Origin of the sequence: Edaphobacter modestus, from assembly GCF_004217555.1 — a bacterium.
GTDB lineage: Bacteria > Acidobacteriota > Terriglobia > Terriglobales > Acidobacteriaceae > Edaphobacter > Edaphobacter modestus.
Genome location: NZ_SHKW01000003.1, coordinates 137,551 through 158,646, shown reverse-complemented (window position 1 = coordinate 158,646; position 21,096 = coordinate 137,551). Strand labels below are relative to the sequence as shown.

The 21,096-nt window shown below is 54.9% G+C and carries 19 protein-coding genes; 5 read left to right on the top strand and 14 right to left on the bottom strand.

All coding sequences use genetic code 11. From position 1 onward, the window contains the following. Positions 1-583 precede the first annotated feature (583 nt). From alsS to BDD14_RS28495, 14 genes are all read right to left on the bottom strand, one after another. Entirely contained in the window at positions 584-2,260 is a 1,677-nt protein-coding gene (alsS, locus tag BDD14_RS28565) for an acetolactate synthase AlsS (RefSeq protein ID WP_130424562.1), read from the bottom strand. Continuing rightward, positions 2,260-3,099 (bottom strand): acetolactate decarboxylase, encoded by an 840-nt coding sequence (gene budA / locus BDD14_RS28560; protein WP_130424560.1) that lies wholly within the window; start codon positions 3,097-3,099, stop codon positions 2,260-2,262. The genes alsS and budA overlap by 1 nt, the downstream gene beginning before the upstream one ends. After that, entirely contained in the window at positions 3,096-4,154 is a 1,059-nt protein-coding gene (locus BDD14_RS28555; protein WP_130424558.1) for a cytochrome d ubiquinol oxidase subunit II, read from the bottom strand. The genes budA and BDD14_RS28555 overlap by 4 nt, the downstream gene beginning before the upstream one ends. Next, positions 4,151-5,479 (bottom strand): cytochrome ubiquinol oxidase subunit I, encoded by a 1,329-nt coding sequence (locus BDD14_RS28550; RefSeq protein ID WP_130424556.1) that lies wholly within the window; start codon positions 5,477-5,479, stop codon positions 4,151-4,153. Before BDD14_RS28550 ends, BDD14_RS28555 begins: the two co-directional genes overlap by 4 nt. 126 nt (positions 5,480-5,605) lie before the next feature. Further along, positions 5,606-5,968 carry a cupin domain-containing protein gene (locus BDD14_RS28545; RefSeq protein WP_130424554.1) on the bottom strand — a complete coding sequence of 121 codons (363 nt, stop codon included), beginning with the start codon at positions 5,966-5,968 and terminating at the stop codon, positions 5,606-5,608. Further along, on the bottom strand, positions 5,965-7,524 hold the full coding sequence (gene mqo / locus BDD14_RS28540) for a malate dehydrogenase (quinone) (protein WP_242618353.1): 1,560 nt from the start codon (positions 7,522-7,524) through the stop codon (positions 5,965-5,967). Before mqo ends, BDD14_RS28545 begins: the two co-directional genes overlap by 4 nt. A gap of 71 nt (positions 7,525-7,595) precedes the next feature. Beyond that, the gene (locus BDD14_RS28535) at positions 7,596-8,168 is read right to left on the bottom strand and encodes an FUSC family protein (RefSeq protein WP_165420370.1); all 573 of its coding nucleotides are present in this window, start codon (positions 8,166-8,168) and stop codon (positions 7,596-7,598) included. 654 nt (positions 8,169-8,822) lie between these two features. After that, entirely contained in the window at positions 8,823-9,776 is a 954-nt protein-coding gene (locus tag BDD14_RS28525) for an AEC family transporter (protein WP_130424550.1), read from the bottom strand. 30 nt (positions 9,777-9,806) lie between these two features. Then, on the bottom strand, positions 9,807-11,060 hold the full coding sequence (locus BDD14_RS28520; protein WP_242618363.1) for a carbohydrate porin: 1,254 nt from the start codon (positions 11,058-11,060) through the stop codon (positions 9,807-9,809). 74 nt (positions 11,061-11,134) lie between these two features. Continuing rightward, on the bottom strand, positions 11,135-12,577 hold the full coding sequence (gene fumC / locus BDD14_RS28515; protein WP_242618352.1) for a class II fumarate hydratase: 1,443 nt from the start codon (positions 12,575-12,577) through the stop codon (positions 11,135-11,137). A 280-nt stretch (positions 12,578-12,857) separates the two neighbouring features. Next, a complete protein-coding gene (locus BDD14_RS28510; RefSeq protein WP_130424546.1) occupies positions 12,858-13,829 on the bottom strand; it encodes a hypothetical protein in 972 nt (323 codons plus the stop codon). Between the two features lie 73 nt (positions 13,830-13,902). Next, a complete protein-coding gene (locus BDD14_RS28505) occupies positions 13,903-14,502 on the bottom strand; it encodes a cupin domain-containing protein (RefSeq protein ID WP_165420369.1) in 600 nt (199 codons plus the stop codon). Positions 14,503-14,631: 129 nt separating this feature from the next. After that, positions 14,632-15,201, bottom strand: coding sequence for a carboxymuconolactone decarboxylase (locus tag BDD14_RS28500; RefSeq protein ID WP_130424542.1), 570 nt, complete (start codon positions 15,199-15,201; stop codon positions 14,632-14,634). A 57-nt stretch (positions 15,202-15,258) separates the two neighbouring features. After that, positions 15,259-15,810 carry a carboxymuconolactone decarboxylase family protein gene (locus tag BDD14_RS28495; protein WP_130424541.1) on the bottom strand — a complete coding sequence of 184 codons (552 nt, stop codon included), beginning with the start codon at positions 15,808-15,810 and terminating at the stop codon, positions 15,259-15,261. 857 nt (positions 15,811-16,667) lie between these two features. Here BDD14_RS28495 and BDD14_RS34055 point away from each other — a divergent pair. The 5 genes from BDD14_RS34055 to BDD14_RS28480 are packed head-to-tail and all read left to right on the top strand — an operon-like array spanning position 16,668 to position 21,068. Next, positions 16,668-17,246, top strand: a complete 579-nt coding sequence (locus tag BDD14_RS34055) for a cytochrome c oxidase subunit II transmembrane domain-containing protein (protein ID WP_341273340.1) — start codon at positions 16,668-16,670, stop codon at positions 17,244-17,246. A 7-nt stretch (positions 17,247-17,253) separates the two neighbouring features. Beyond that, a complete protein-coding gene (locus BDD14_RS34050; RefSeq protein ID WP_341273339.1) occupies positions 17,254-17,751 on the top strand; it encodes a c-type cytochrome in 498 nt (165 codons plus the stop codon). A 21-nt stretch (positions 17,752-17,772) separates the two neighbouring features. Beyond that, a complete protein-coding gene (locus BDD14_RS33920; protein ID WP_165420357.1) occupies positions 17,773-18,387 on the top strand; it encodes a cbb3-type cytochrome c oxidase subunit I in 615 nt (204 codons plus the stop codon). Between the two features lie 41 nt (positions 18,388-18,428). After that, complete coding sequence (locus BDD14_RS33915; RefSeq protein WP_278045554.1) at positions 18,429-20,138, top strand: cbb3-type cytochrome c oxidase subunit I; 1,710 nt, start codon at positions 18,429-18,431, stop codon at positions 20,136-20,138. Between the two features lie 21 nt (positions 20,139-20,159). Next, complete coding sequence (locus BDD14_RS28480; protein WP_130424539.1) at positions 20,160-21,068, top strand: cytochrome c oxidase assembly protein; 909 nt, start codon at positions 20,160-20,162, stop codon at positions 21,066-21,068. Positions 21,069-21,096: the final 28 nt, after the last annotated feature.

The following is a 21,096-nucleotide window of genomic DNA, read 5'->3' as shown; positions in this document are numbered from 1 at the left end:
CAAATAGGTTAGATGGTGCCGGGAGGGGGAATCGAACCCCCATGGAATTGCTTCCGACGGATTTTGAGACCTTTTCAAGAGTCAAGTAAGGCGTGCCGTTTCTGTGTTTACAAATACTTAGTCACTGCGATTGGTTTGGTTCCATATGGTTCCGTGAGGGCCTCCGCAGCTTGTTTGGTCATACTTTGGTCATACACCATACGTGCCGTTGGCCCTTTTCCTTGCTGACTAGCATACACAAAGAGCCAGCTGGAATTATAACTATCCTTCCGGTCTGAATTCTTTTTTCGTCGTTGTACTGCGATGCTTCTCCCGTGAGAATGGTCATTATGTATTCTCTTGCTCTTTTGTACTCTGCTTTCCCGGTGGTTTACTGGGTCCTCAACGAGAAACTCTATAAAGCCTCACGTTTGGGCCTCGAATAGGAACCAACTCCGTTGTTGTGGCGGGTCGATCCAGTGCGCTGAAACTTCTTAATATCTCGTTTCGTCCGTTTTTGAGATTGTGTACTCATCGGCGGAGTAGCTCCGTTAGTTGTGAATGCCCCGACCGGAACTGCTCGTCTGAGTAGTCCCCTCAGGCATTAGTGAATACTCCGTTCATTCACCAGCTCGAAGAGCTTGTGATTGTCGCGATAGTCTACGTGTACCCCGATGAGTACGGGACCAGGAGTGTCGAAGGCTTGCTTAAGCACTCCCTGGATCTGGTCCGGAGACTGAATCATGAAACCATGGGCTCCGAACGACTCCGCATACTTTACGGGATCAATCGGGCCGAACGTTGTGCCCGAGGGGTGGCCGTACTTCTGTTCTTCCTGGACGGCGACCATGTTGTAGGTGCCATCGATCCAGATCATGTGAACAAGGTGGGACTGGAGCCGCACGGCAGTCTCAAGCTCCATACCCGAAAACAGGAAACCACCGTCGCCGGAGATCGACAACACCTTTTCGGCTGGGCGAACGAGCGTGGCTGCGATAGCCCACGGAAGTGCGACTCCGAGTGTCTGTTGACCGTTGCTGATGAGCATCTGTCGCGATCGGAAGCTATAGAGGTGTCTTGCCATCCAAAGATGGAAGGAACCCATGTCCAGGCAAAGCGTGGTATCAGGCGTGAGAAGGTTTTGTAGTTCAGAGACGAGCCTTAGTGGATGGATTGGAGTTCCGTTCATCGCCGCAGAGGATCGTGCCAACTCCTGACGAGCTTCCGCGATCTTGTCGAGCAATTCCTTGATGACTGCATCGGGGGCAGAGTGCGAGATCAGAGGCGTTAATAGCCGAATCGTCGCCGCGATATCTCCAATCAGCTCAACCGCCGGGCTATAGGAGTTGTCGATATCGGCTGGAAGCAAATCCAGATGTACGATGGCGCGCTTATTTCCTTTATTCCAAATGGATGGCCAGTATTCGACGGAGTCGTACCCAATCGTGATCACCAGGTCTCCCGCGGCGAGGATCTTGTCCGCTGGTTGATTATTAAGCTGACCGACACGTCCACTAAAGCTACTGAACAGATTTGCCGAGATCGCGCCCGCGGCCTGGAATGTCCCAACAACCGGAAGTTTTCTGCTGGCGATCAATTCATGAATTGCAGCTGCATTCTCAGGTTTGCTTGCCAGGAGGCCAAGGAGTACCACTGGTCTCTTCGCTTGATTGATAAGGCGAGCAGCTTCCTTGACAGCGGCAGAGTCTGCGGGACCTGCCGCAGAGTGCGTGGGAGGAGTAATAACGCCGCATTTGGCGGGCGCCGCCATGATGTCTGTGGGAAGGCTCACGAAGGCGGCGCCTGGCCGGCCGGACTCAGCGCTGCGGAACGCACTGATCAGAACTTCCGAGACAGACTCGGGGGAGTCCACTTCCGCGCTGAACTTCGTCACAGGCCTGCAAAGATTGGCATTGTCCAGCGACTGATGAGTCTTCTTCAATCTGTCAGCCACAGGTACGGCGCCACCGAGAGCGATCATCGGATCACCTTCTGTGTTCGCGGTCGCCAGTCCAGTGACGAGATTCGAGACACCTGGCCCAGAAGTGCCGATCGCCACGCCGGCTTTGCCCGTCATACGCCCGATACCGCCAGCAATAAACGCGGCGTTCTGCTCGTGCCGGCAGACAACAGTTTGGATAGAGGAGTCAGCAAGGGTATCGAAGACCTTGTCGATCTTCGCGCCTGGAATCCCGAAGACCCATTTCACACCCTGTTGTTCAAGTGTTTTGACGACGATATCTGCACCGGTGGGCTCACTGTGTTTCGGTTCGTTGGACATTAGACGTTTTCCTTTTTGTGGGGTTGTTCAGCGTAGGCGAGATCCTTTGAAGGATCTTTTGTGAGGTCGGCTCTCAGGAACTCCTCAGACTCAGGAAGGGACAGATGGAAGTCGTTCAGCTTCTCCACTCGGACTCGAAGGTTCGTGCCGCTGCACTCAAGCAGATGGCCTCCCTTCGTCCGGTCCTCGGAGAGGAAGTGGAAGTGGTATCCCACTACATTGAAGGCGCTCGCGAATTGCGGAGCCCATATCCCGACGAGTGTCCCGCGGATGTCCCTGAAATCGAACTCTGGCTGGATCGCTGCGGCTTTGGCCAAAGGCAGACCTTTCGGGGTGGCTTTCATGGCGCGAGTGTGGATGTGGTCAAAGTGACCATCAATGCGAAATGCATAGAAGAGATTGTCAGAATCCCGATACCTGTCGCAGATGGCCCTGAGTTCCTCGAAGCTCGATGCACTTGCGATTGTCTGGTCTTGATCCGCTGCAAACTTTACAACAATGGCGAAGGGCGTTCCTGTCTCGTCGACGATCTTGTTAACGGTGCCATCGCTACGCACCTGATAGATGACCCCATCCAGCACAACCATCTCACCATCGAGATTGTCGAAGGTGCCAAGCCCGAAATCACCATAGTTCAGCAGGAAGGTGCTGGAGACGGCCCGTTCGTAGATCCCTTGTACAAGAGCCCCCGACGTTGAGACCTGGAAGAGCGTGTGCACCGGTATGCCGAGGCCATGAGAGAGCGCGTCCGCCACGAGTTGTGGGATAGGCTCTCCCGTCTCGTTGGATAATGCTTCAAGTGCGCGCTGCAAGGGTTTAGAAATTGGGACAAGCATCATAAGAGTTCTCCGCGGGTGAAAGCTTCCGAGACAGTTTTATCGACGCTGGCTGAGTTCAATTTCCCATCCCTTTTGAAGATGAGAAGTAGCAGGACAAGCGAAGGAATCAGAATCACGGCGCCCAATGCGACGGCGATCTCGATATCCACGAGAATGTTCGGTGGAGAGGCGCTATTGAAGATCGTGAGTTCGGGCCGGACGAGATAGGGATACTGGGCAAGGCCCCAGCCGATTACGATGAGCCCGACCTGGGCTGCCGCGGCTATGCGTGCACGGGGATAGCTGCGCGACCAGAGCGCCTGGAAGGCAACCAATGCCGCGATGGCGGCGCCAGCCTCGACCAGCCAGACATAGGGAGCGCGAGACAGGCCGTTCCGTATTTCCAAGGCGAAATTCCCAGCGAGGGCGTAGGTGGCGAATGCCACAAGCATCGAGACAAACCCAGAGAACAAGGCCCGGCTCCTGAAGTCATTCTGAAGTGCCGGGTCATCGGTCTCGACGGTAAGATAACAGGCCGATAGATAAGCGAACAGTGAAAGCGAAAGCACACCAACGACCAGCGGAAACGGATGGAACCACGCTCTGAGGAAACCGTTCTCGCTGATTCCGTCATTCACGCGAACGTTATCAATGGAGGTTGCCCCAATCACGATCCCAAGGAAGAGTGGCGTAAGACTGCTTGATATTGAAAAAATCTTGCCCCAATAGAGCTGCGTCCGAACGCTTCCGGTGAAGTAGGCCCGGAACACGTAGGACGAGCCGCGCAGAACGATTCCGAGGAGAATCAGGAAGACCGGTACAGCAAGTGCTACGCTGATCGCGCTGAAAGCCGGCGCGAAGCCGGAAAACATCAGGACGACAAGCAGGATCAACCAGATGTGGTTGGTCTCCCATACAGGCTGGATCGCCTTCGCAATCAGGTCGCGCTGACCCTGCTTTCGCGGTCCAGAGCAGACTAGATCCCAAAAGCCCGCGCCGTAGTCAGCTCCGCCGAGCAGGGAGTAGATCACCAGCGAGATCAGCATAATCGCCGCAAGGATTACAGATACGTTCATACGAGAACCTCCGGATGTTCGATCTGCTTTGTCTCCGGCGCTGCGATGACATGCCTGCTCAATAGCCAGACAACGAGGACTCCAAGAATCACATATAGCGCTGTCATCACCGAGAAGGTGATCGTTACGTTCGGCATCGAAGTCACTGCATCTTTGGTGCGCATGAGGTGATAGACGATCCAGGGCTGACGGCCTAACTCCGTCACCATCCATCCCGCCTCCAGAGCTACAAAACCAAGCGGGCTGACGAGAACGAGTGCCTTGATGAACCTCGTGTGCTCGGTCAACGGACGTCTCGTCCAGACTAGCCATCCTCCTGCAAGAGCAAAGAGGGACAATAGGCTCCCACAGCCGACCATGATCTGAAAGCAGATGTGGACAATCCGCACGTTCGGCCAGTCTGACTGTGGCTCCTGGTCAAGTCCTTTGATCAGCGCATTGTATTTATGAAACCCAAAAAGGCTCAGTCCGTGCGGTATCTCAATGGCATACTTGGTTTCGCGTTCATCAGGAAAAGGAATTCCGCCGATGCGCAGCGGTGCGCCGGTCTCGGTTTGGAATTGACCTTCGAGCGAGGCAAGCTTCATCGGTTGCCTCGCCGCGACCATGCGGGCTAGTGCGTCCCCACTTACACCTTGAACAAGAACTGCTACACCACCAACCAGCAAGGCGATTCCGATTGCTACCTCATCGAATCGATTTCGACCGCGCCGAAGGAGGAGCCATCCATGAATGCCGGCTGTCGCAAAGCCTGCTGCGGTATACGCCGCTAAGACCATGTGTACGGCTTCCGGAATCCCTGCCGGATTGAGCATTGCAACAAACGGATGAATGTTCTCGAACTTTCCAGCCACCATATCGAAGCCTGTTGGCGTATTCATCCAGCCGTTCACAAGGGTGACGAATATTGCGGAAAGGACACCGCTGATTGCCACGATGACGCCCGAGAGAAGGTGAAACCATCCCGGCACCCGGTTCCAGCCATACAGGTAAATCCCGAGAAAGATTGCCTCGGTAAAAAAGGCGAACCCTTCCAGTGAAAAAGGCATTCCGATCACGGCGCCTGCGTACTGCATGAACCGCGGCCACAAGAGACCGAGTTCGAAGGACAAGACAGTACCGGAGACAGCGCCGACGGCGAAGAGGATGGTTGTCCCCTTCGCCCAGCGCTTTGCAAGTAAAAGGTAGGCCGGATCACCTGTAGACCTCCACCGCCATTCGGCGATGGTCATCATTAAGGGCAACGAAACGCCAATCGTCGCAAAGATGATGTGGAAAGCTAAAGACATGCCCATCTGGGAACGTGCCGCAAGCAAGTTATCCATATCGCTGCTCCAATAATCGCCCTGGCCGGGCGTACCTGTAATTCATTCGCGACGCTCCCTAGCACAGTTGATGCAAGAGAATACAGCAGCTTACCTACACTGCCAGTTGTGTTCCATCCACGAGTCTCACGCCTTATCGGGCGTGAACTGATGATCCGCGCCTTCTTTGAAGATCACGTACGCTCGCTTCCAAGGCTCGTCATTGATCAAACGCCATTTATGACCCGAACCTGTGTGGTCTTCTGCCACGAGGACATCGCCCGGATGAATCGTAAAAGTCTCGCCGCCAACGGTCGCAAATTCGAGTATGCCGCTCAATGTAATTACATACTGCGGAGTTGGATCGTTATGCCAGTCATAGGAGGAATGTGCTGCCGTTTCCTTGAAGTGGATTGTTTTCACATCCACTAATGCACCTTCATTTACGGTCCCTCGTACCACATGGGAATCTCCCTCAGGACCTGTGTACAGCCGGTATGCTCGAATCATTTTCCTTCTCCTTTAGTGGTTATGCTGTTGATGTTCAAAATAACCGCTGTTTCGGCCCGTAACTGCTGGCAAAGAGCCGCATTCTCGATAAGCGATTGACCGACTGAAGGAATCATCTCTTTCAATTTGGCCTCCCATCCTTCAGTCCTCAATTCTTGCGGAAAGTTATGCTCAATGATTTGAAGCATGATCCAGACTGCAGTTGAGGCGCCAGGCGAGGCACCTAGCAACGCAACAATGGAGCGGTCCGATGCGGCAATGAGTTCTGTTCCGAATTGCAGGACGCCACCGTGTGTCGGATCTTTCTTGATAACCTGCACACGTTGTCCAGCTACCTCGACGCTCCAGTCTTCTTCCCTTGCATTCGGAAAGTATTCGCGGAGTGCAGCGAAGCGCTCTCCCGAAGACTCCAGAAGCTGACCTACCAGATACTCTTCGAGAGCCAGGTTACTCATGCCGACAGCCATCAACGGCAGAATGTTTTCAGGATCAATGGAGCCGAAGAGATCGAGATAGGACCCATGCTTGAGGAACTTTGTTGAAAAGCCAGCGTAAGGACCGAAAAGCAAGGAAACCTTTCCGTCGATATGGCGAGTGTCGAGATGGGGTACCGACATCGGAGGGGATCCCACCGAAGCCTTGCCGTAAACCTTAGCGTGGTGACGAGAAGAAACATCAGGACGATCGCAACGGAGCCAAATCCCGCTTACTGGAAATCCGCCGTAGCCCCGCCCCTCGGGAATGCCGGATTTCTGCAACAGACGCAGGGATCCGCCGCCGGCACCGATAAAAACGAACTTGGCTTGAACGGTCCGCTGCTCGCCGCTCGTTTCGTCCCTGATTTGCAAACTCCACAGATTCCCATCACGTTGCAGATCCTGCACTCGATTGAAAAAATGAATGGCAAATCCATCTCGCCCACGGAGTGAATCAAGAAGGTCTTTAGTAAGCGCACCATAATCCACGTCCGTACCGGTCACCATCCGGGTGGCTGTGACCACATCGTCAGGATCACGCCCTTCCATGACCAGTGGGAGCCATTGCTCAATCTGTTTCTTGTCCTCCGAATATTCCATTCCGTAGTAAAGAGGATGGCTCGAAAGCGCCGCAAAGCGCTTCTTGAGAAAGGCGCGATTCTCCTCCCCCCGTACGAAGCTGAAGTGGGGCACGGGATGAATAAAGGACTGAGGGTCTCGGATCGCTCCCTTTTTCACCAGGTAGGCCCAGAGTTGACGGGAGAGATCGAACTCGGTGTTGACCTCCAGAGCCTTTGAAATGTCGATGCTGCCATCGGCGTGCTGTGGGGTATAGTTCAATTCGCAAAGCGCTGCGTGGCCGGTGCCGGCATTGTTCCACGCGTTTGTGCTTTCTTCCGCAGCGCTGCCCAGTACTTCGTAGATTTCGATTTTCAGGTTCGGATCGAGCTCTTTGAGGATTACCGCAAGGGTAGCGCTCATGATGCCGGCACCGATGAGAACGACATCGGGATTAGATGAGCCCATCGTCGCCGAGTTTGAGGGACGATCCATTACAGAGTTTCCTTTGTTGTTTTCCATTGCGATTTCTCCTTAAGGGGTGTGCTGTTATCGGAAGTATTGTTTGTGAAAACGGAATCCTGTTTCCGGTTTTAGGATTCCCGGACGGTCGCCGGGCTGCGCCTGTGGGTTTGAGATCCGAGTTTCAGGCTTGCCCACGCGGCCGCAATCCCGACTGCCATCCCTATATTTGTGTCCAGCAACCGCAATATAGGCTGTGTCCAGGCGTGCTGTGGGGTTATGCCGGCGACGACCATCACGACCGTGGTTGTGATGGAGGCCGTGATGACATCTTCGGACCGGTCAGCCAGAATTAGAACCACAGCACCAATCCCAATCAAAGCTGCCATGCCCAAGGCATGGAAAGGAAGAAACAGAAGATATATCAGGCACAGGGCGAAACTTAGAACGGTTGCCGACATCCGTGATATGGCGGCACTCACACTCTTCTGGTAGCTTTCGCGATAGACAAAGACCGTAGCAATAACAGCCCACATCCCCCCAAGTAGGTCGTCTTCTCGGGATACCGAATACACGCGAATAAGAATTTTCGTAATCAACGCATAGCTGATGAGACAGGCGACTGTCAGCTCGACTCCTTGGCCAACTGCGCGGCCAACGGTTTCCCGCTGAGGCCTTGTCCCTATTCCGTCTTGTGTTCCCATAAATGTCATAGCTCTGTGTTACCGTGCACGTCGTTACCAGTTACGAGTCTTAGCGATTGTGATGGCGTCCGACTCTTTTTCAATCCTCAACATTGGTGGGCCATTCCTTTCAGCGCGGTCGCAAGATACCAACACAAGATCATGGACCCGCGAAGGAAAGCGCTCGGCATAGACAGCGCCAATCCCGGTGAATGCGCCTGTAGTACGGACTGGAAGATACAGGGACATTCGTTGTGCTGCTTTGGTAACTCATCATCGTTGCTGAATTTGAGAATCCACATTCCTGCGGTATCTGGATATGCATGGCGAGTGCCATACGTAAGTAACTGAAACAAAATGGATGACCTCGATTTTCAGTGGTGCATTTTCGACAAATGACGAGATCTCAACCAGACGAATAGCCTGCCGAGCCCGGGACTGGTTGATGGCTGTAGTGTGTCCGTACATACCTTCTTCAAAGTTGTGATGATCGTGAGCAATGCATCTGATTCGGTCAGGTCGCAAACCAACTGTCAGAATATGTGCGGTGAAAAGGCCGCCGAGAGCAAGAAATCCGATAACGTCGACCGCGCCGGCCGCGGTACCCCAAACCGCCACCAGGACTCAGTCGACTGGAACTGCATGCCCACTTCTCGTGGAAATTGATTGTCCATTTCAATGGCTCAACCAGAGCATCGTGGGCACTGTGATTGCCAAAGCCAAGGTCGAGACAAGAAGCATCGAAGCCGCCTCCGATTCGACGGCTTTGTAGCGCGCTGCAAAGAGTACAGACACCGTAGCTAGGGGGAAACTGCAACATACCAGAGCTTCCCGAGCAAAGGGACTAACGACGTGCAATAAATGAAGTAAAGCGAAGAGGAGCGCGGATTGTACGGAAACGCGAGCGATAGAACCAATAAGCACGCCGGAGGAGATACGAACAGGATGGGACGCCAAGACAAGGCCTACTGCAAAGACCGCGACACCGCCGGTGGTGGACCCGATTAATTCTAAGCAGCTTGCGACCGTCGGGGGCAGGTGGAGGCCGACAAGCGTAACGATGATGCCAAGAATGGGTCCCCATAGAAGCGGCGACTTTAGACCAGCATTCAGTCCGGTCATGACTGGACTTGGCTTGTGAGCATTTGTGGCCGTCTGTTTGCTTTTTCCCGCCGCATCAACCTCGAGCAGGACCATGGCAAGGGGCACGGTGAAGTTGATAGTCAACGCTACCAGGCCCACCGCTGCAGCGCTCGTAGGACCCAAGACAGGCCCAAGCACGGCTATGCCGAACACCGGTGTCGCCGAGGTCGCGAGCATGAGCGCATAGATAATGGAGGGCGTCCCGCGGAACAATGGCACGAGCCGCAAGATCAGCCATGCGGCCACGAACAGCCCAACGTGGGCGAGAAATAACGCGAGAACAAGTCGCCCCTGCTGTAGAAGCAGATCCTTGCGTATTTGCGTCATGCTGACAAAGAGAGATGCGGGCAACGCGAAGCTCAGTGCCAGTTTGCTCAATCCCGCGGACTGATCCGCGTCGAATGCATTGCGTTTGCCCGCGAGGTAGCCGAGCGCGAGTACAAAGAAGACCGGAAGCAAGGCCCCCGCTAGTCCGCTGATATTCATAACAGTCCTCCAAATCTTTGGAAAGAATTTCTAAAACTCGATCTTTGTTCTGAATCCGAAAACCACAGCGCGCTGCGGCCCTCCGCCCACATTCGCGTAGTACTGGACGACGGGCTGTAGTAGGAGCATTGGTGCAACATCTAGGAGAACGTTGCACTCCACAGCGCGCTCGGCCTTCCAGGAGGGAGCCCCCGGCTGGAGAAACTGTGAACTCAGGTTGTTCTGCACGAAACCGAGCGACACGGTGTTGTGAATGTGCAGAGGAATTGGTTCATTGAAGCGCAACCCGGCGGTGAGTTCCCTATTGTTGCGATTGACCGCTGCTGGACTCCAATCGTAGGCGAACGTAGCGTCCAATCCTTTTCCGCTCTGAGGGTCGACACGCCAAAGAGCCTGGCTCGCCATCCAGTACAAGAGGTAGTTGCCCGAACGTGGAGTTGTGCTGGTTGGTGTTGTGAATTTGCCGGGATTGTAAGAAGCACCGAACTGATAAAGTCCCGAATAGCCTTTACGGCTCTCAACGTTATCGAAAGCTCGTACGGACGACGCTTTCTTCCCTGGAGTGAATCCGATCTCGGATATGCTCACCGGTACCCCGCGAAACTGTGGGACGAGTCCGGTCGGGTTATGAGCATAGGGATCGCGATCCTCGGCCTCGACCATCGATTTCACGTAGAGGTGATTGATCGGTACAAGTCGCACCTCCATTGCGGGCGTAGATGGTGGATCGTAGGACTCATAATTGGTAAAGAGATTGCCTAGGGCATACCCCATCGGCTCGAAAATGAAAGATGCGCCGTCGTGTTGCGTCCCGTAGAAATCCTGGCCGGCAAACTGCCCCACTCGTGCAGTGAGCCGTTCGTTCAGCCAGCGTTTTTCCATCCACCAGGAATCGAGACGAAAGGTGTTCCCGCTGGACATGCCACTTGGGCTCGTGAGCGTTCCCAAATAGTTGCCGAGTATGCCCCCGCCTTGCCAAAGCGCGGTTGCATGGAAATACAATCCTTGCTGATGCACTAAGGCCCCAAAATCGATGTCTACGGTTCCTCGTATGCGATTCCAACTCGCGAGACGCTCCTTTTGCACGCTCTTGATGTTCCAGAGAGAATCGCTGATGTACTGCAAGTCGAAATTGACGCCTCGTTCCAGGAGCCGTGACCGTTCACCTCCCCAGTCCCCCAAGAGATGGCCGTGGGGCCCTAGCCCTGTTTCGTGGCTGTCAGGGCCGCTCAGCGTTTCACCTTGTTGTATCTGGGAATAGGCGGGGGGCGCGAAGATGCTCATCCCGACCAACGCAACCCCCACCAGACACACGAATTTTGCAGCACGTCCTTGCATTGCTCTCTCTGCTCTCTGCCTCAGGCTGGTGTGACTTTCGCAACGTATGGGTGGACCATCTTCGCCGGATCAACGACGCTGTCGAATTCGTCCTCCGTTACAAAACCCAGCTTCATTGCTGCATCCTTCAGCGTGAGGTCGTTATCCAGTGCGTAGTGCGCGATCTTCGACGATTTGTCATAGCCAATGACCGGCGAAAGCGCGGTCACCAGCATCAGTGAGCGGTCCACGTATTCCTTGATCTTCTTCAGATTCGGCTTCGTCCCTTCGACCAGAAACTTGCGGAAGTTGGTGCAGCCATCCGTGAGGATCGTGATGGAATGAGTGATGTTGAAGATGATGAGAGGCTTGTAGACATTCATCTCCAGGTAGCCACCTGCTCCCCCAAAGCCCACGGCTACATCGTTGGCCATCACCTGGACGGAAATCATGGTAAGTGCCTCTGCCTGTGTGGGATTTACCTTGCCGGGCATAATTGACGAACCTGGCTCGTTCTCTGGAATTGTCAGTTCCGCAAAGCCTGCCCGCGGGCCGCACGACATCAGGCGAATGTCGTTCGCAATCTTGTAGAGCGAGACGGCGAGAGTTCGCAACGAGCCGGAGAGCTGAACCAGGGCGTCATGAGATCCTTGCACTGTAAACTTGTTGGGTGCGCTGATGAAGGAAAGGTTTGTGAGCTTTGCAATTTCCGCAGCGGCCGCGTCGCCGAAGTCTGGAGCTGCGTTGATGCCTGTTCCCACTGCTGTGCCACCGAGGGCGAGCCGATACACGCCTTTCAACGTATCCTCGATGCGCTCAAGATCGTCAGTGAGGACACCGGCGTATCCCGACCACTCCTGCCCAAGGGTAAGCGGTGTGGCGTCCTGCATATGCGTGCGCCCGATCTTAACGATATCTTTCCACTCCTCGGCGTTCGCCGCGATCGCATCGCGCAGCGCAGTTACCGCGGGTATAAGCCGCTCCTTTACGTTCACCGCCGCCGCAATGTTCATAGCAGTGGGAAAAGAATCGTTTGATGACTGCGACATGTTGACGTGGTCGTTAGGATGCACGGGAGTCTTGCTGCCAAGTGGAGTGCCGGCAAGTTGGCAACAGCGGTTGGAAATCACTTCGTTCACGTTCATGTTGAATTGCGTGCCGCTGCCTGTCATCCAGACGTGCAGAGGAAACATGTCTTCGTGTTGACCGCTGAGGATCTCGTCGCAAACCTCTACGATGAGATTGTGGTGCTTGTCGTCTAGCCGCTTTCCTGCATGATTGGCATTGGCGGCGGCTTTCTTCAACGTAGCGTAGGCCGCAATCATCTCGCGCGGGATCAGGTCGTTCCCGATGCTGAAGTGTTCAAGAGACCTTTGGGTTTGTGCGCCCCAAAGCTGCGAGGCGGGGACATTGACCTCGCCGAGGCTGTCGGATTCAACTCTGAAGCTTGATTGCCGTTCGTTGGTGGCTGCTGAATTCATCATTTCTCCTTTTACTAACTCAATTTAGTTACTCAATTTTGCTCGACCGATGTTCGGAACCTTCGGTAGAGGATCTTCACACTTTCGTGAAGATTCATGTTCTGGGGTTGGCAGCATATTTGTCCTTCCCACTCGCTGTTAACCATCGATTTTCCGCTTACGCTCTGATCGAACACGATGCCCTCTTCAAGAAATGATGAATACATTGGCAGTTGGCGCGGTAGCGAGCCGAGCGCCGATTGTGGCGATAATCAGAGGTTTCCGCGGCATTATGAAGCGGTGCCTACGCCAGCAACTCGATCTTCATGAGCTTTGCTGTTTGAGGACCAATCGCCGGCGGTGATGCTGTACCTCCGTCGGTGGTGAAGAACGCAAGTCTCCCATATTCGCCAGGCCGCCTTCCCCAGTGACCGGCTGAGGGGCCGATGAGTTCGGGAGTGAAGGGGTCGCCGGCGATGCTAACCTTTTTTTCGCTGTTTTGTGCGGGTTCGAGCGACAGACGATCGATCGTATTCTGTCGATGCGTCGTCAGATAGGCAAAGGCGGCGTCTTGATCGATCCAGAAGTCATCGAACATCCTACCGCCGCCGACAACTTCCGGCTCCCCGACTGGATCGTAGGTCGTGGGTTCAACCTTGACTCGCAAGAAGAGTTGCTTCGCAGTATTAGTGAAGTAGAGATAGCCGCGCTTCGGTGAATACTGCACACCATTGACACCCGGCTGCTCAGGCTTCATCTGGCCAGGGAAGTAACCCATGCTGTCATGCCTGAGCCAAACGCTGGCTTCCGGCTTGCCGTCTTTCGAGTTGAGATCCACACGCCAGATCAAGCTTGCAAAACAGTCTGCGATGAAAATGACGCCCGGCGCAACTACACAGCTACCATTGAGGCCACGGACCGGCTGCGGAAAATGCAGAATCACTTCGGGGTTAACCGGCGTGCCGGGAGTCCATCCGTTCAAATCGAGACGGTAGAGGTCCGATGCACTCCAGCTGTATATCTCGGACGTTGCGATATAGAAGATATCCCGCTCAGCCTCGACGATCCCCATCGCCAGATGAGGGAAGGTGAAGAGCAGCCGTGGCGTAACCTCGGTGCCATCGGGAGAAGATGGAACGTACCACAGCTCTTTGTGGTTCAATGCGGTGACGAGAACGGAATTGTCTGCACGTACGACGAGGTTCTCCAGAAAGTAGTTTTTGGGAAACGTTGCGACGGTTGTCAGACTGACTTGAGGCACAGGACTCGGTGACATGATGTACTCCGTATATGAGGTGTCCAGCACGCGTGCGGGACGCCTGAAAGAGGGTTGTGATGTTGCTGCCGCGTCAGTCCAACAGCGTCAGACGAGCGTCATAAGCCGTGAGTGCTATAGACATGCAGGATGTAAATACTTTCGCGTTTTTCTGACTGTCTCCTCTTGGCAGGGTCGGGAAAACAGTGCGCATTTCCGTACCGTTAACCTCGACAGGCTTGGCATCGATCAAGATGAATGCGGTGACCGCCGGAACCGAGCCCCTGTTGACCCAGGTGTGAATCGTGCCGCGTTGGACCATGACGTCGCCGGACTTCAGATGCACGGCCTCACCGTTTTCCAGTTCGCAGTCAATCTCACCTGACAGCACGATCGCGTAATCCAGGGTCTCGGTGCGGTGGGTGAATCTCGCGTGGCCGGGGGCCCACTCGTTGATTCGGAACGTCGTGCCGCCACCGTCGCCCACATAATTGGTGTGCTTAACGAAACCGGCTCGTTGGGCTGCGTCAGCCGCCGCCGAGTTGTCGATCGGCATTTGATCAGTCGACCAGATCTCCGCGCCCGAGATGCCCGCTGCGATCCGCGGAACTGCTGCGATCTGTTCATCGGTCTTAATCACTGCTTTTCCAGAGGCATTGTGACCGGTTACGATGCGCCTTACATTCATTGCCATTGCATTCCTCCTTTTGCCAATTGCGGCGGCTACACTCGGTGGCTCTGCGGACATTCGGTCCTTACGAACTGCGATAGCCCTGCAATTCGTAAGGACCGTGCAGCTATAGCACCACCATCAGCGCCGAGGTTACCGCTTCAATCCAATGGCGTTCGATGGAACGTCATACGCAGCGAGTGTCATAGATATGGAGGTAAAGTACCCAATGAGTACGGTGAGATCCGTAAGACCCGTATCTCCCAATAGCTTCACGGCGCGCTCATAAAGTCCTTGCGGTACGATGCGCGAGGCTATCAATGTACAGGTCATGTCATAGACGACCTGCTGCCGCGGATCGTCAAAAGATGTGTGCAGCCCTGCGATCAGTGCCTGCACTTTCTCAGGCGGCAGGCCCGCTCTTTCCCCGATCATCTCGTGTTCATAATTCGAATAGGCCGCGTGCCATTTCGCGTTGATCAAATTCACCGCAATTTCGCGTTCCGCGTCCGACAGCGAAGAATGGCTTTGCTGAAAGTACTTGCCGACAGGAACCAAAACCTGAAGCAAGTTTGGATTCTGAAGAATGATCTTGTATGGTCCCGGCGCTTCGCCACGTTCTTTGACCACATATTCATACCCCTTCTTCTGTTCGGGGGTCATTTGATCGACTGGAATTTCGGTGTATCGACCGAAGGTGCCAAACGTCAGTTTGTCCGACATTTATTTCTCCTTTTCAGTTGCACTTCAAAACATGATTGGTTCTGGCGTTCAGGTGCTTTACTGTGGGGACGCCGCGGGCTCATCGTCCAATGGAACTCGTCCCGTCCTGATTACACGGACGATGAGCATATAGGTACCGATCACGTAGAGTATTTCCGTCAAGGCTCTGTCCGAAAAGTGCTTCCTCGCTGCATCGTAGGTTTCGTCCGTGGCCTCGATCAGTTGCATTACCTCATCTGTAAAAGTGAATGCAACCTGTTCTGCCTCGGTGAAACAATCTGCTTTCACGTCTCCCTTTTCCAGGGCGGCAATCTGTTCATCTTTCACGCCGACGCTGTGCGCCACTACTACGTTTTGCCTCCAGGCATAGAAGCAGCCCGACTGACTTGCAACACGAAGAACGATCATTCGCTCCAATGCCTTGTCCAACTCCAACGGCTGAAAGAGCCTCAAGAGGAGGTTACTGAAATGGGGATAGAGTGTTTCCGCATTCGCCATCGCTCGGAAGACATTAATCACAGGAAGCAATGCAAAGGCATCCGCGATCGGTTCTGAGGCGGTTTCGGGATCGATGAGCTTGAGACTTCGTGCATTCGAGTGTGTTGACATAGTTTTCTCCTTATTCACGAGGCAAGTTGCCTCGCAGATGATTGGTCGATGCAATCGGTGCGCCAGCAACGAACAGGCTTGTAGTCACCCAATAGCCCAAAAGCAATTCAGGTGCCATGGCGGAGCGCGGAGAAAGCTCACACGAGTTGCGTCAATCTAAAGGGTTTGCAGAATGTGTGGGCGCGAGAGCTTTGGTTGTCTGTTGAATATCTGGCGCCAAGGCAGAATGCGGGTTTGACACTTTTTGGTCGCAGCGTTCTCAAGAGATTGAAGAATGAAATCGCAGTGAAGAGTCTGAAGTGCGAGCAGAAAGCAAAAGTCCGTTCATCTTCAGACCCGTAGTTTGGCTTGGCGCCAGATATTCAACAGACAATCAGGCAGTTCAACAGTCATCATTTTGCAAACCCTTTCTTTCACACAGCTTAGGTTGCCCCTTTGGCAGCGTGTGTCGTGGCACGCGGCGTGCAATTGTTTGGTGAAGAGCATGGTTCTCAGATCCTCATGGCGTGCGGAACGAAACTTCGGGGGACTTACAACGAGGCAACGCTCGGACTCAATGTCATGCCCGTTGCATGCCTGAACTTTCGGCCAGAAGTCCGTGGCGATTTTGCGGGTCAGAGATCGTTTGCAGCATCGTTAGGAGGTCCAGCTAGACGCAATTAACTTACGGTTGCCTTTGACTTAGTCGTGAAAGTTCGACGCTTTTCGGTGAGGCGGAACCCAAACATCGGGCTGCGTTCCAAAACTGACTAGAACCAACAATTGCGTTTCGATATGACTCTACCTAAACGCTTTTTCAGGGATTCAGAATGGCACAACGATTGCTAAATATGAAATTGATGGAGGGGCTTATCAAAATGGCAGCGAAAGGGGTTGAGGCAGCGCTCGATGAGGTTGTCAAGAGGACACGACTTGCTTCCCTTCTCATTTTCCTGGCGATGGCGAGCAGTGTGTTCGCTCCGGGCGCAGCACTGGCTCAGTCCCCAACTAATATCTTCGACCCCGCGGCGACTCCGGCGCACTCGATCTTCGGACTTTCCATGCTCGTGCTATCGGTCACTCTGGGTATCTTTGTGACTGTTGCCGGACTACTGTTGTATGCGCTGATCCGATACCGGCACCGCGCAACAGACTCAGCGCAGGAGCCGGCACAGATCTACGGAAGCAATCAGATCGAGCTCTCCTGGACGGTTATCCCCATCCTTATCGTTGTGATTCTCTTTCTGACGACCACTCGGGTCATCCTCGACACACAGGCTATTCCGAAGCCTGTGACCGCGACGGATGTAACCGTAATCGGCCATCAGTTCTGGTGGGAGTATCGCTATCCGAAGCTGGGGGTGATTACGGCCAACGAGTTGCATGTTCCCATCAGCGATCCCGCCGCTCCCACTCCGACCTACTTAAACGATGTCATCTGCGGACGTATCGCATAGCTTTTGGGTGCCGAGACTTGCCGGAAAACTCGATGTCATTCCGAACCGAATCAACGTTATGTGGATCGATCCCTCTCAGGCTGGTCTTTACCTTGGCCAGTGCGCGCAGTATTGCGGCACGCAGCACGCGAAGATGCTCCTCCGAGTGTATGCACAGTCTCCCGCAGACTTCGCGGCCTGGGTTGACCAGCAGAAGAAGCCGGCACCGCAGACGTTTCCAGGCAACGCTGCCGCCACCGAAGGGCAAACAGTCTTCATGCACAACGCTTGTATTAACTGTCATACGATCTCGGGAACTGCGGCGACGGGAAGGTTTGGACCCGACCTGACCCACCTGGCAAGCCGCGGCACGATTGCTTCCGGACCGATACAGAACACACCGGCGAACCTGAGAAAGTGGATCGACGATCCCAACTCGATGAAGCCCGGCGCGCTCATGCCGGCGATGCACTTGAATGATCACGATCTCGACTCGATCACTGCTTATCTCACACAGCTTCACTGAGCTTTACCGGAAAGAGGCGCGATGACTACAACTCCTGTATTGCAGGCAATCAACGAGACCACGGCCTCGCAGCAAGGCCACCCTCCGCTGGGCGTAATGTACGAGTGGTTGACAACGGTCGATCACAAAAGAATCGGGCTGATGTACATCGTGTATGCCCTCATCTTTCTTGTCATTGGCGGAATCGAAGCGATGTTGATGCGAATTCAGCTCGCGGTCCCCAACAATCACTTTGTCTCCCCGCAGGTCTTCAACCAGCTCTTTACCATGCACGGGACGACGATGGTGTTTTTCGCTGGCATGCCGATTCTCTTTGGCTTTGGGAATTACCTGGTTCCGCTCATGATCGGCGCGCGGGACATGGCGTTTCCACGGCTCAATGCGTTCAGCTTCTGGGTCTCCGCCTTCGCCGGTCTCCTCTTGTACTTCAGTTATTTCGGAGGAAGCGGGCTCTACGCAGCCGGTCAGGCACCCGATGTCGGTTGGTTCGCCTACGCCCCTCTAACAGCAAAGGTCTTCTCTCCCGGTCACAGCACGGACTACTGGACATTGGCGGTCTTCCTGAGTGGTGTGGGGTCGATCGGGACCGCGCTCAATATCGTGACCACAATCTTCTGTATGCGATGCAGGGCATGAAGATGAGCCGCATGCCTCTGTTGCCGTGACTCTATCTCGTGATGTCGGGCCTGGTCTTCGTTGCGGTAAGCCCTCTGACCGCGGCACAGATCATGCTGACGCTTGATCGCTACCTGGGAGCCCACTTCTTCGATACGCAGGCTGGCGGATCGGCAGTGTTATGGATGCACTTCTTCTGGATATTCGGTCATCCCGAGGTCTATATTCTGGTGCTCCCGGCATTCGCCTTCGTCAATGAGATCGTCCCGGTCTTCTCCCGCAAGGCCATGTTCGGCTATCCAGCGATGGTAGCGGCATCGGTCGCGATCGGCTTTATCAGTCTCAGCGTGTGGGCGCACCATATGTTTACTGTCGGTCTCGGCCCCGCCGGCAATACCTTCTTTGTCTTTGCCACAATGGTGATCTCCGTTCCGACTGGGATCAAGATCTTCAACTGGCTGGCTACGATCTGGGGAGGCAAGATCATCTTTGCGACCCCTATGAAGTTCTGCATTGGCTTTCTCTTCCAGTTTCTGATCGCCGGCCTCACCGGCATCATGCTGTCGGCGGCTCCATTTGACTGGCAACTGGGCAACTCTTACTTTGTTGTCGCGCACTTCCACTACGTCCTGGTCGGTGCGATCATCTTCTCGCTCTTTGGCGCCTTCTACTACTGGTATCCGAAGGTTACAGGTCGCTTGATGAGCGAGAGACTTGGCACCTTGCACTTCTGGCTGTTCCTGATCGGTTTCCATCTCACCTTCGACTTCATGCATGTTCCGGGCATGCTCGGGATGCCGCGCCGTATCTATACCTACGAGGCGGGCCCTACGCTCTCCCGCTTCTTCGCCCTGCACGTCTTCGTCATTCCCGGCATACTGCTTGGGTGCGTAGGCCTCCACGTCTGGATGGTGTTACGCCTTGGCATCAACGACTGGCCGATGCCGGGCCGCATCGTCAGCAAGAAGACCTACGTCCGCGAGTACCATCAGCTTACCGAGAAGACTGGCATCCCGTTCGTCCCGGACGCCGCCTGGAAAGATGCGATCTTCGCCGCTGCCATCATGCTCGCGGTCATCGCCTGCGCACTCTCGTTCGGGCCATTCGGGCCGACAGGCCAGCCCGACCCCACCATTATCGAGACCGCACCGAAACCAGACTTCTTCTTTCTCTGGATCTACGCTGTCCTTGCCTACCTTCCTCCGGCGCTTGAAACTCCGGTGCTGTTCATCGCCCCCGTCCTCGGCATTGGAGCCATGCTTCTGCTGCCGCTGCTCTTTGGAGAAGGAGAAAAGCACTGGTCGCGCCGCCCCGTAGCAGTGTTGATGGTTGCCGTTATCGCCGTCAGCCTCGGAGCCTTCACGCGGTTAGGGACCTACACGCCGTGGAGCCCCATCATGAACGCGTGGAGCAGCGATCCCACTCCCGCCGCCTATCTGAAAAACAGAACTCCTCTAGAACGGGAGGGAGCGATTGTCCTGCAGAACAAGCAGTGCCGCAACTGCCACTCGATCGGCGGAGCAGGTGGGCTGCGTGGCCCCGCACTCGACTCTGTCGCATCGCACATGACCGAAGATCAGATCATTCGTCAGGTCCTGCAGGGTGGAGGCAACATGCCCGCTTACGGCAACGCGCTTAGTCCCTCCGAGACCACCGCGCTCGTCCGCTTCCTGACCACCTTGCGTGGCAACAATCTGGCTCCGGCTATCGACGCATCGCGGCGCGTGGCACAGGACGACGAATCCCAACCCGCACGGCCTGGCGGACATTAGCCACAGGCTCATCATCTCTCAATGCCTCCTGAGTGCCGAGCCATTTTTTCGGAGTGGTCTCCACCCGTTGTCCTCACCGCGGCGGTCGTCTCTGCAGGTATCGTCTATACTCGCGGCTGGTTTGCGATCCGCAAAACAAGAACGTCACTCTTTCCGGGATGGCGTCTGGCCACATTCCTTCTTGGACTCGGGATAATCTGGGTTGCGATCGCATCGCCACTCGATGGCTTCGCCGATGCGCTTCTGAGTGCCCACATGGTGGAACATCTGATGCTCATGTCCTTTGTTCCTCCACTCCTCCTCCTCGGCTATCCGGCGGTCCCGCTACTCCGCGGCATTCCTCGCGGCCTGTCGGCTTCTGTGTTTGGGCCTCTGCTCCGATGGAAGGCGCTGCGAACAGTCGGTCACATCGTCACAACGCCGTTGGTTGCGTGGATGGCGATGAATTTAGTATTTCTCGGCTGGCACATACCCGCCGCATATGACTTCGCCCTTGAGCATGAACACTGGCACGAGTTCGAACATGTCTGCTTTCTTGCTTCCTCGATCCTGTTCTGGTGGCCGCTCATCCGCCCCTGGCCGGCGAGCGAACGCTACCCAGGCTGGTACATGATTCCCTACCTGATCGGAGCGGACATCGTGAATACAGCGCTCTCTGCGTTTCTTGCCTTCTGTGACCGTCCCGTCTACAGCTACTACCTGCAACGACCGGATCTCTTCCACCTGTCGCCGCTCAATGACCAGCGCCTCGGAGCTGTCGTCATGTGGGTTATTGGTTCGCTGGTCTTCCTCAACCCGCTACCTTCATCACTGTCTGCCTCTTGCAGCAGGAGGGGAGCGTTCATAACAACGTCGGCCCCGCTACGCACGAACCAGAAGTCCATCTTGCACGACGGCGTTGACGGAAGATATCGGCTCTGGTGCAAATAGCAAGATGCCCGTCGGATAGGGTGGTCTT

Excerpts from the sequence above, each read along its gene's own strand:
- fumC (WP_242618352.1), bottom strand. The coding sequence starts at position 12,577 with ATGATGAATTCAGCAGCCACCAACGAACGGCAATCAAGCTTCAGAGTT.
- BDD14_RS34055 (WP_341273340.1), top strand. The coding sequence starts at position 16,668 with ATGGCAGCGAAAGGGGTTGAGGCAGCGCTCGATGAGGTTGTCAAGAGG.
- budA (WP_130424560.1), bottom strand. The coding sequence starts at position 3,099 with ATGATGCTTGTCCCAATTTCTAAACCCTTGCAGCGCGCACTTGAAGCA.
- BDD14_RS33915 (WP_278045554.1), top strand. The coding sequence starts at position 18,429 with ATGTCGGGCCTGGTCTTCGTTGCGGTAAGCCCTCTGACCGCGGCACAG.
- BDD14_RS28555 (WP_130424558.1), bottom strand. The coding sequence starts at position 4,154 with ATGAACGTATCTGTAATCCTTGCGGCGATTATGCTGATCTCGCTGGTG.
- BDD14_RS28500 (WP_130424542.1), bottom strand. The coding sequence starts at position 15,201 with ATGTCGGACAAACTGACGTTTGGCACCTTCGGTCGATACACCGAAATT.
- BDD14_RS28520 (WP_242618363.1), bottom strand. The coding sequence starts at position 11,060 with ATGAGCATCTTCGCGCCCCCCGCCTATTCCCAGATACAACAAGGTGAA.
- BDD14_RS28545 (WP_130424554.1), bottom strand. The coding sequence starts at position 5,968 with ATGATTCGAGCATACCGGCTGTACACAGGTCCTGAGGGAGATTCCCAT.
- BDD14_RS28550 (WP_130424556.1), bottom strand. The coding sequence starts at position 5,479 with ATGGATAACTTGCTTGCGGCACGTTCCCAGATGGGCATGTCTTTAGCT.
- BDD14_RS33920 (WP_165420357.1), top strand. The coding sequence starts at position 17,773 with ATGACTACAACTCCTGTATTGCAGGCAATCAACGAGACCACGGCCTCG.
- alsS (WP_130424562.1), bottom strand. The coding sequence starts at position 2,260 with ATGTCCAACGAACCGAAACACAGTGAGCCCACCGGTGCAGATATCGTC.
- mqo (WP_242618353.1), bottom strand. The coding sequence starts at position 7,524 with ATGGAAAACAACAAAGGAAACTCTGTAATGGATCGTCCCTCAAACTCG.
- BDD14_RS28525 (WP_130424550.1), bottom strand. The coding sequence starts at position 9,776 with ATGAATATCAGCGGACTAGCGGGGGCCTTGCTTCCGGTCTTCTTTGTA.
- BDD14_RS28495 (WP_130424541.1), bottom strand. The coding sequence starts at position 15,810 with ATGTCAACACACTCGAATGCACGAAGTCTCAAGCTCATCGATCCCGAA.
- BDD14_RS28510 (WP_130424546.1), bottom strand. The coding sequence starts at position 13,829 with ATGTCACCGAGTCCTGTGCCTCAAGTCAGTCTGACAACCGTCGCAACG.
- BDD14_RS28535 (WP_165420370.1), bottom strand. The coding sequence starts at position 8,168 with ATGGGAACACAAGACGGAATAGGGACAAGGCCTCAGCGGGAAACCGTT.
- BDD14_RS28505 (WP_165420369.1), bottom strand. The coding sequence starts at position 14,502 with ATGGCAATGAATGTAAGGCGCATCGTAACCGGTCACAATGCCTCTGGA.
- BDD14_RS28480 (WP_130424539.1), top strand. The coding sequence starts at position 20,160 with ATGCCTCCTGAGTGCCGAGCCATTTTTTCGGAGTGGTCTCCACCCGTT.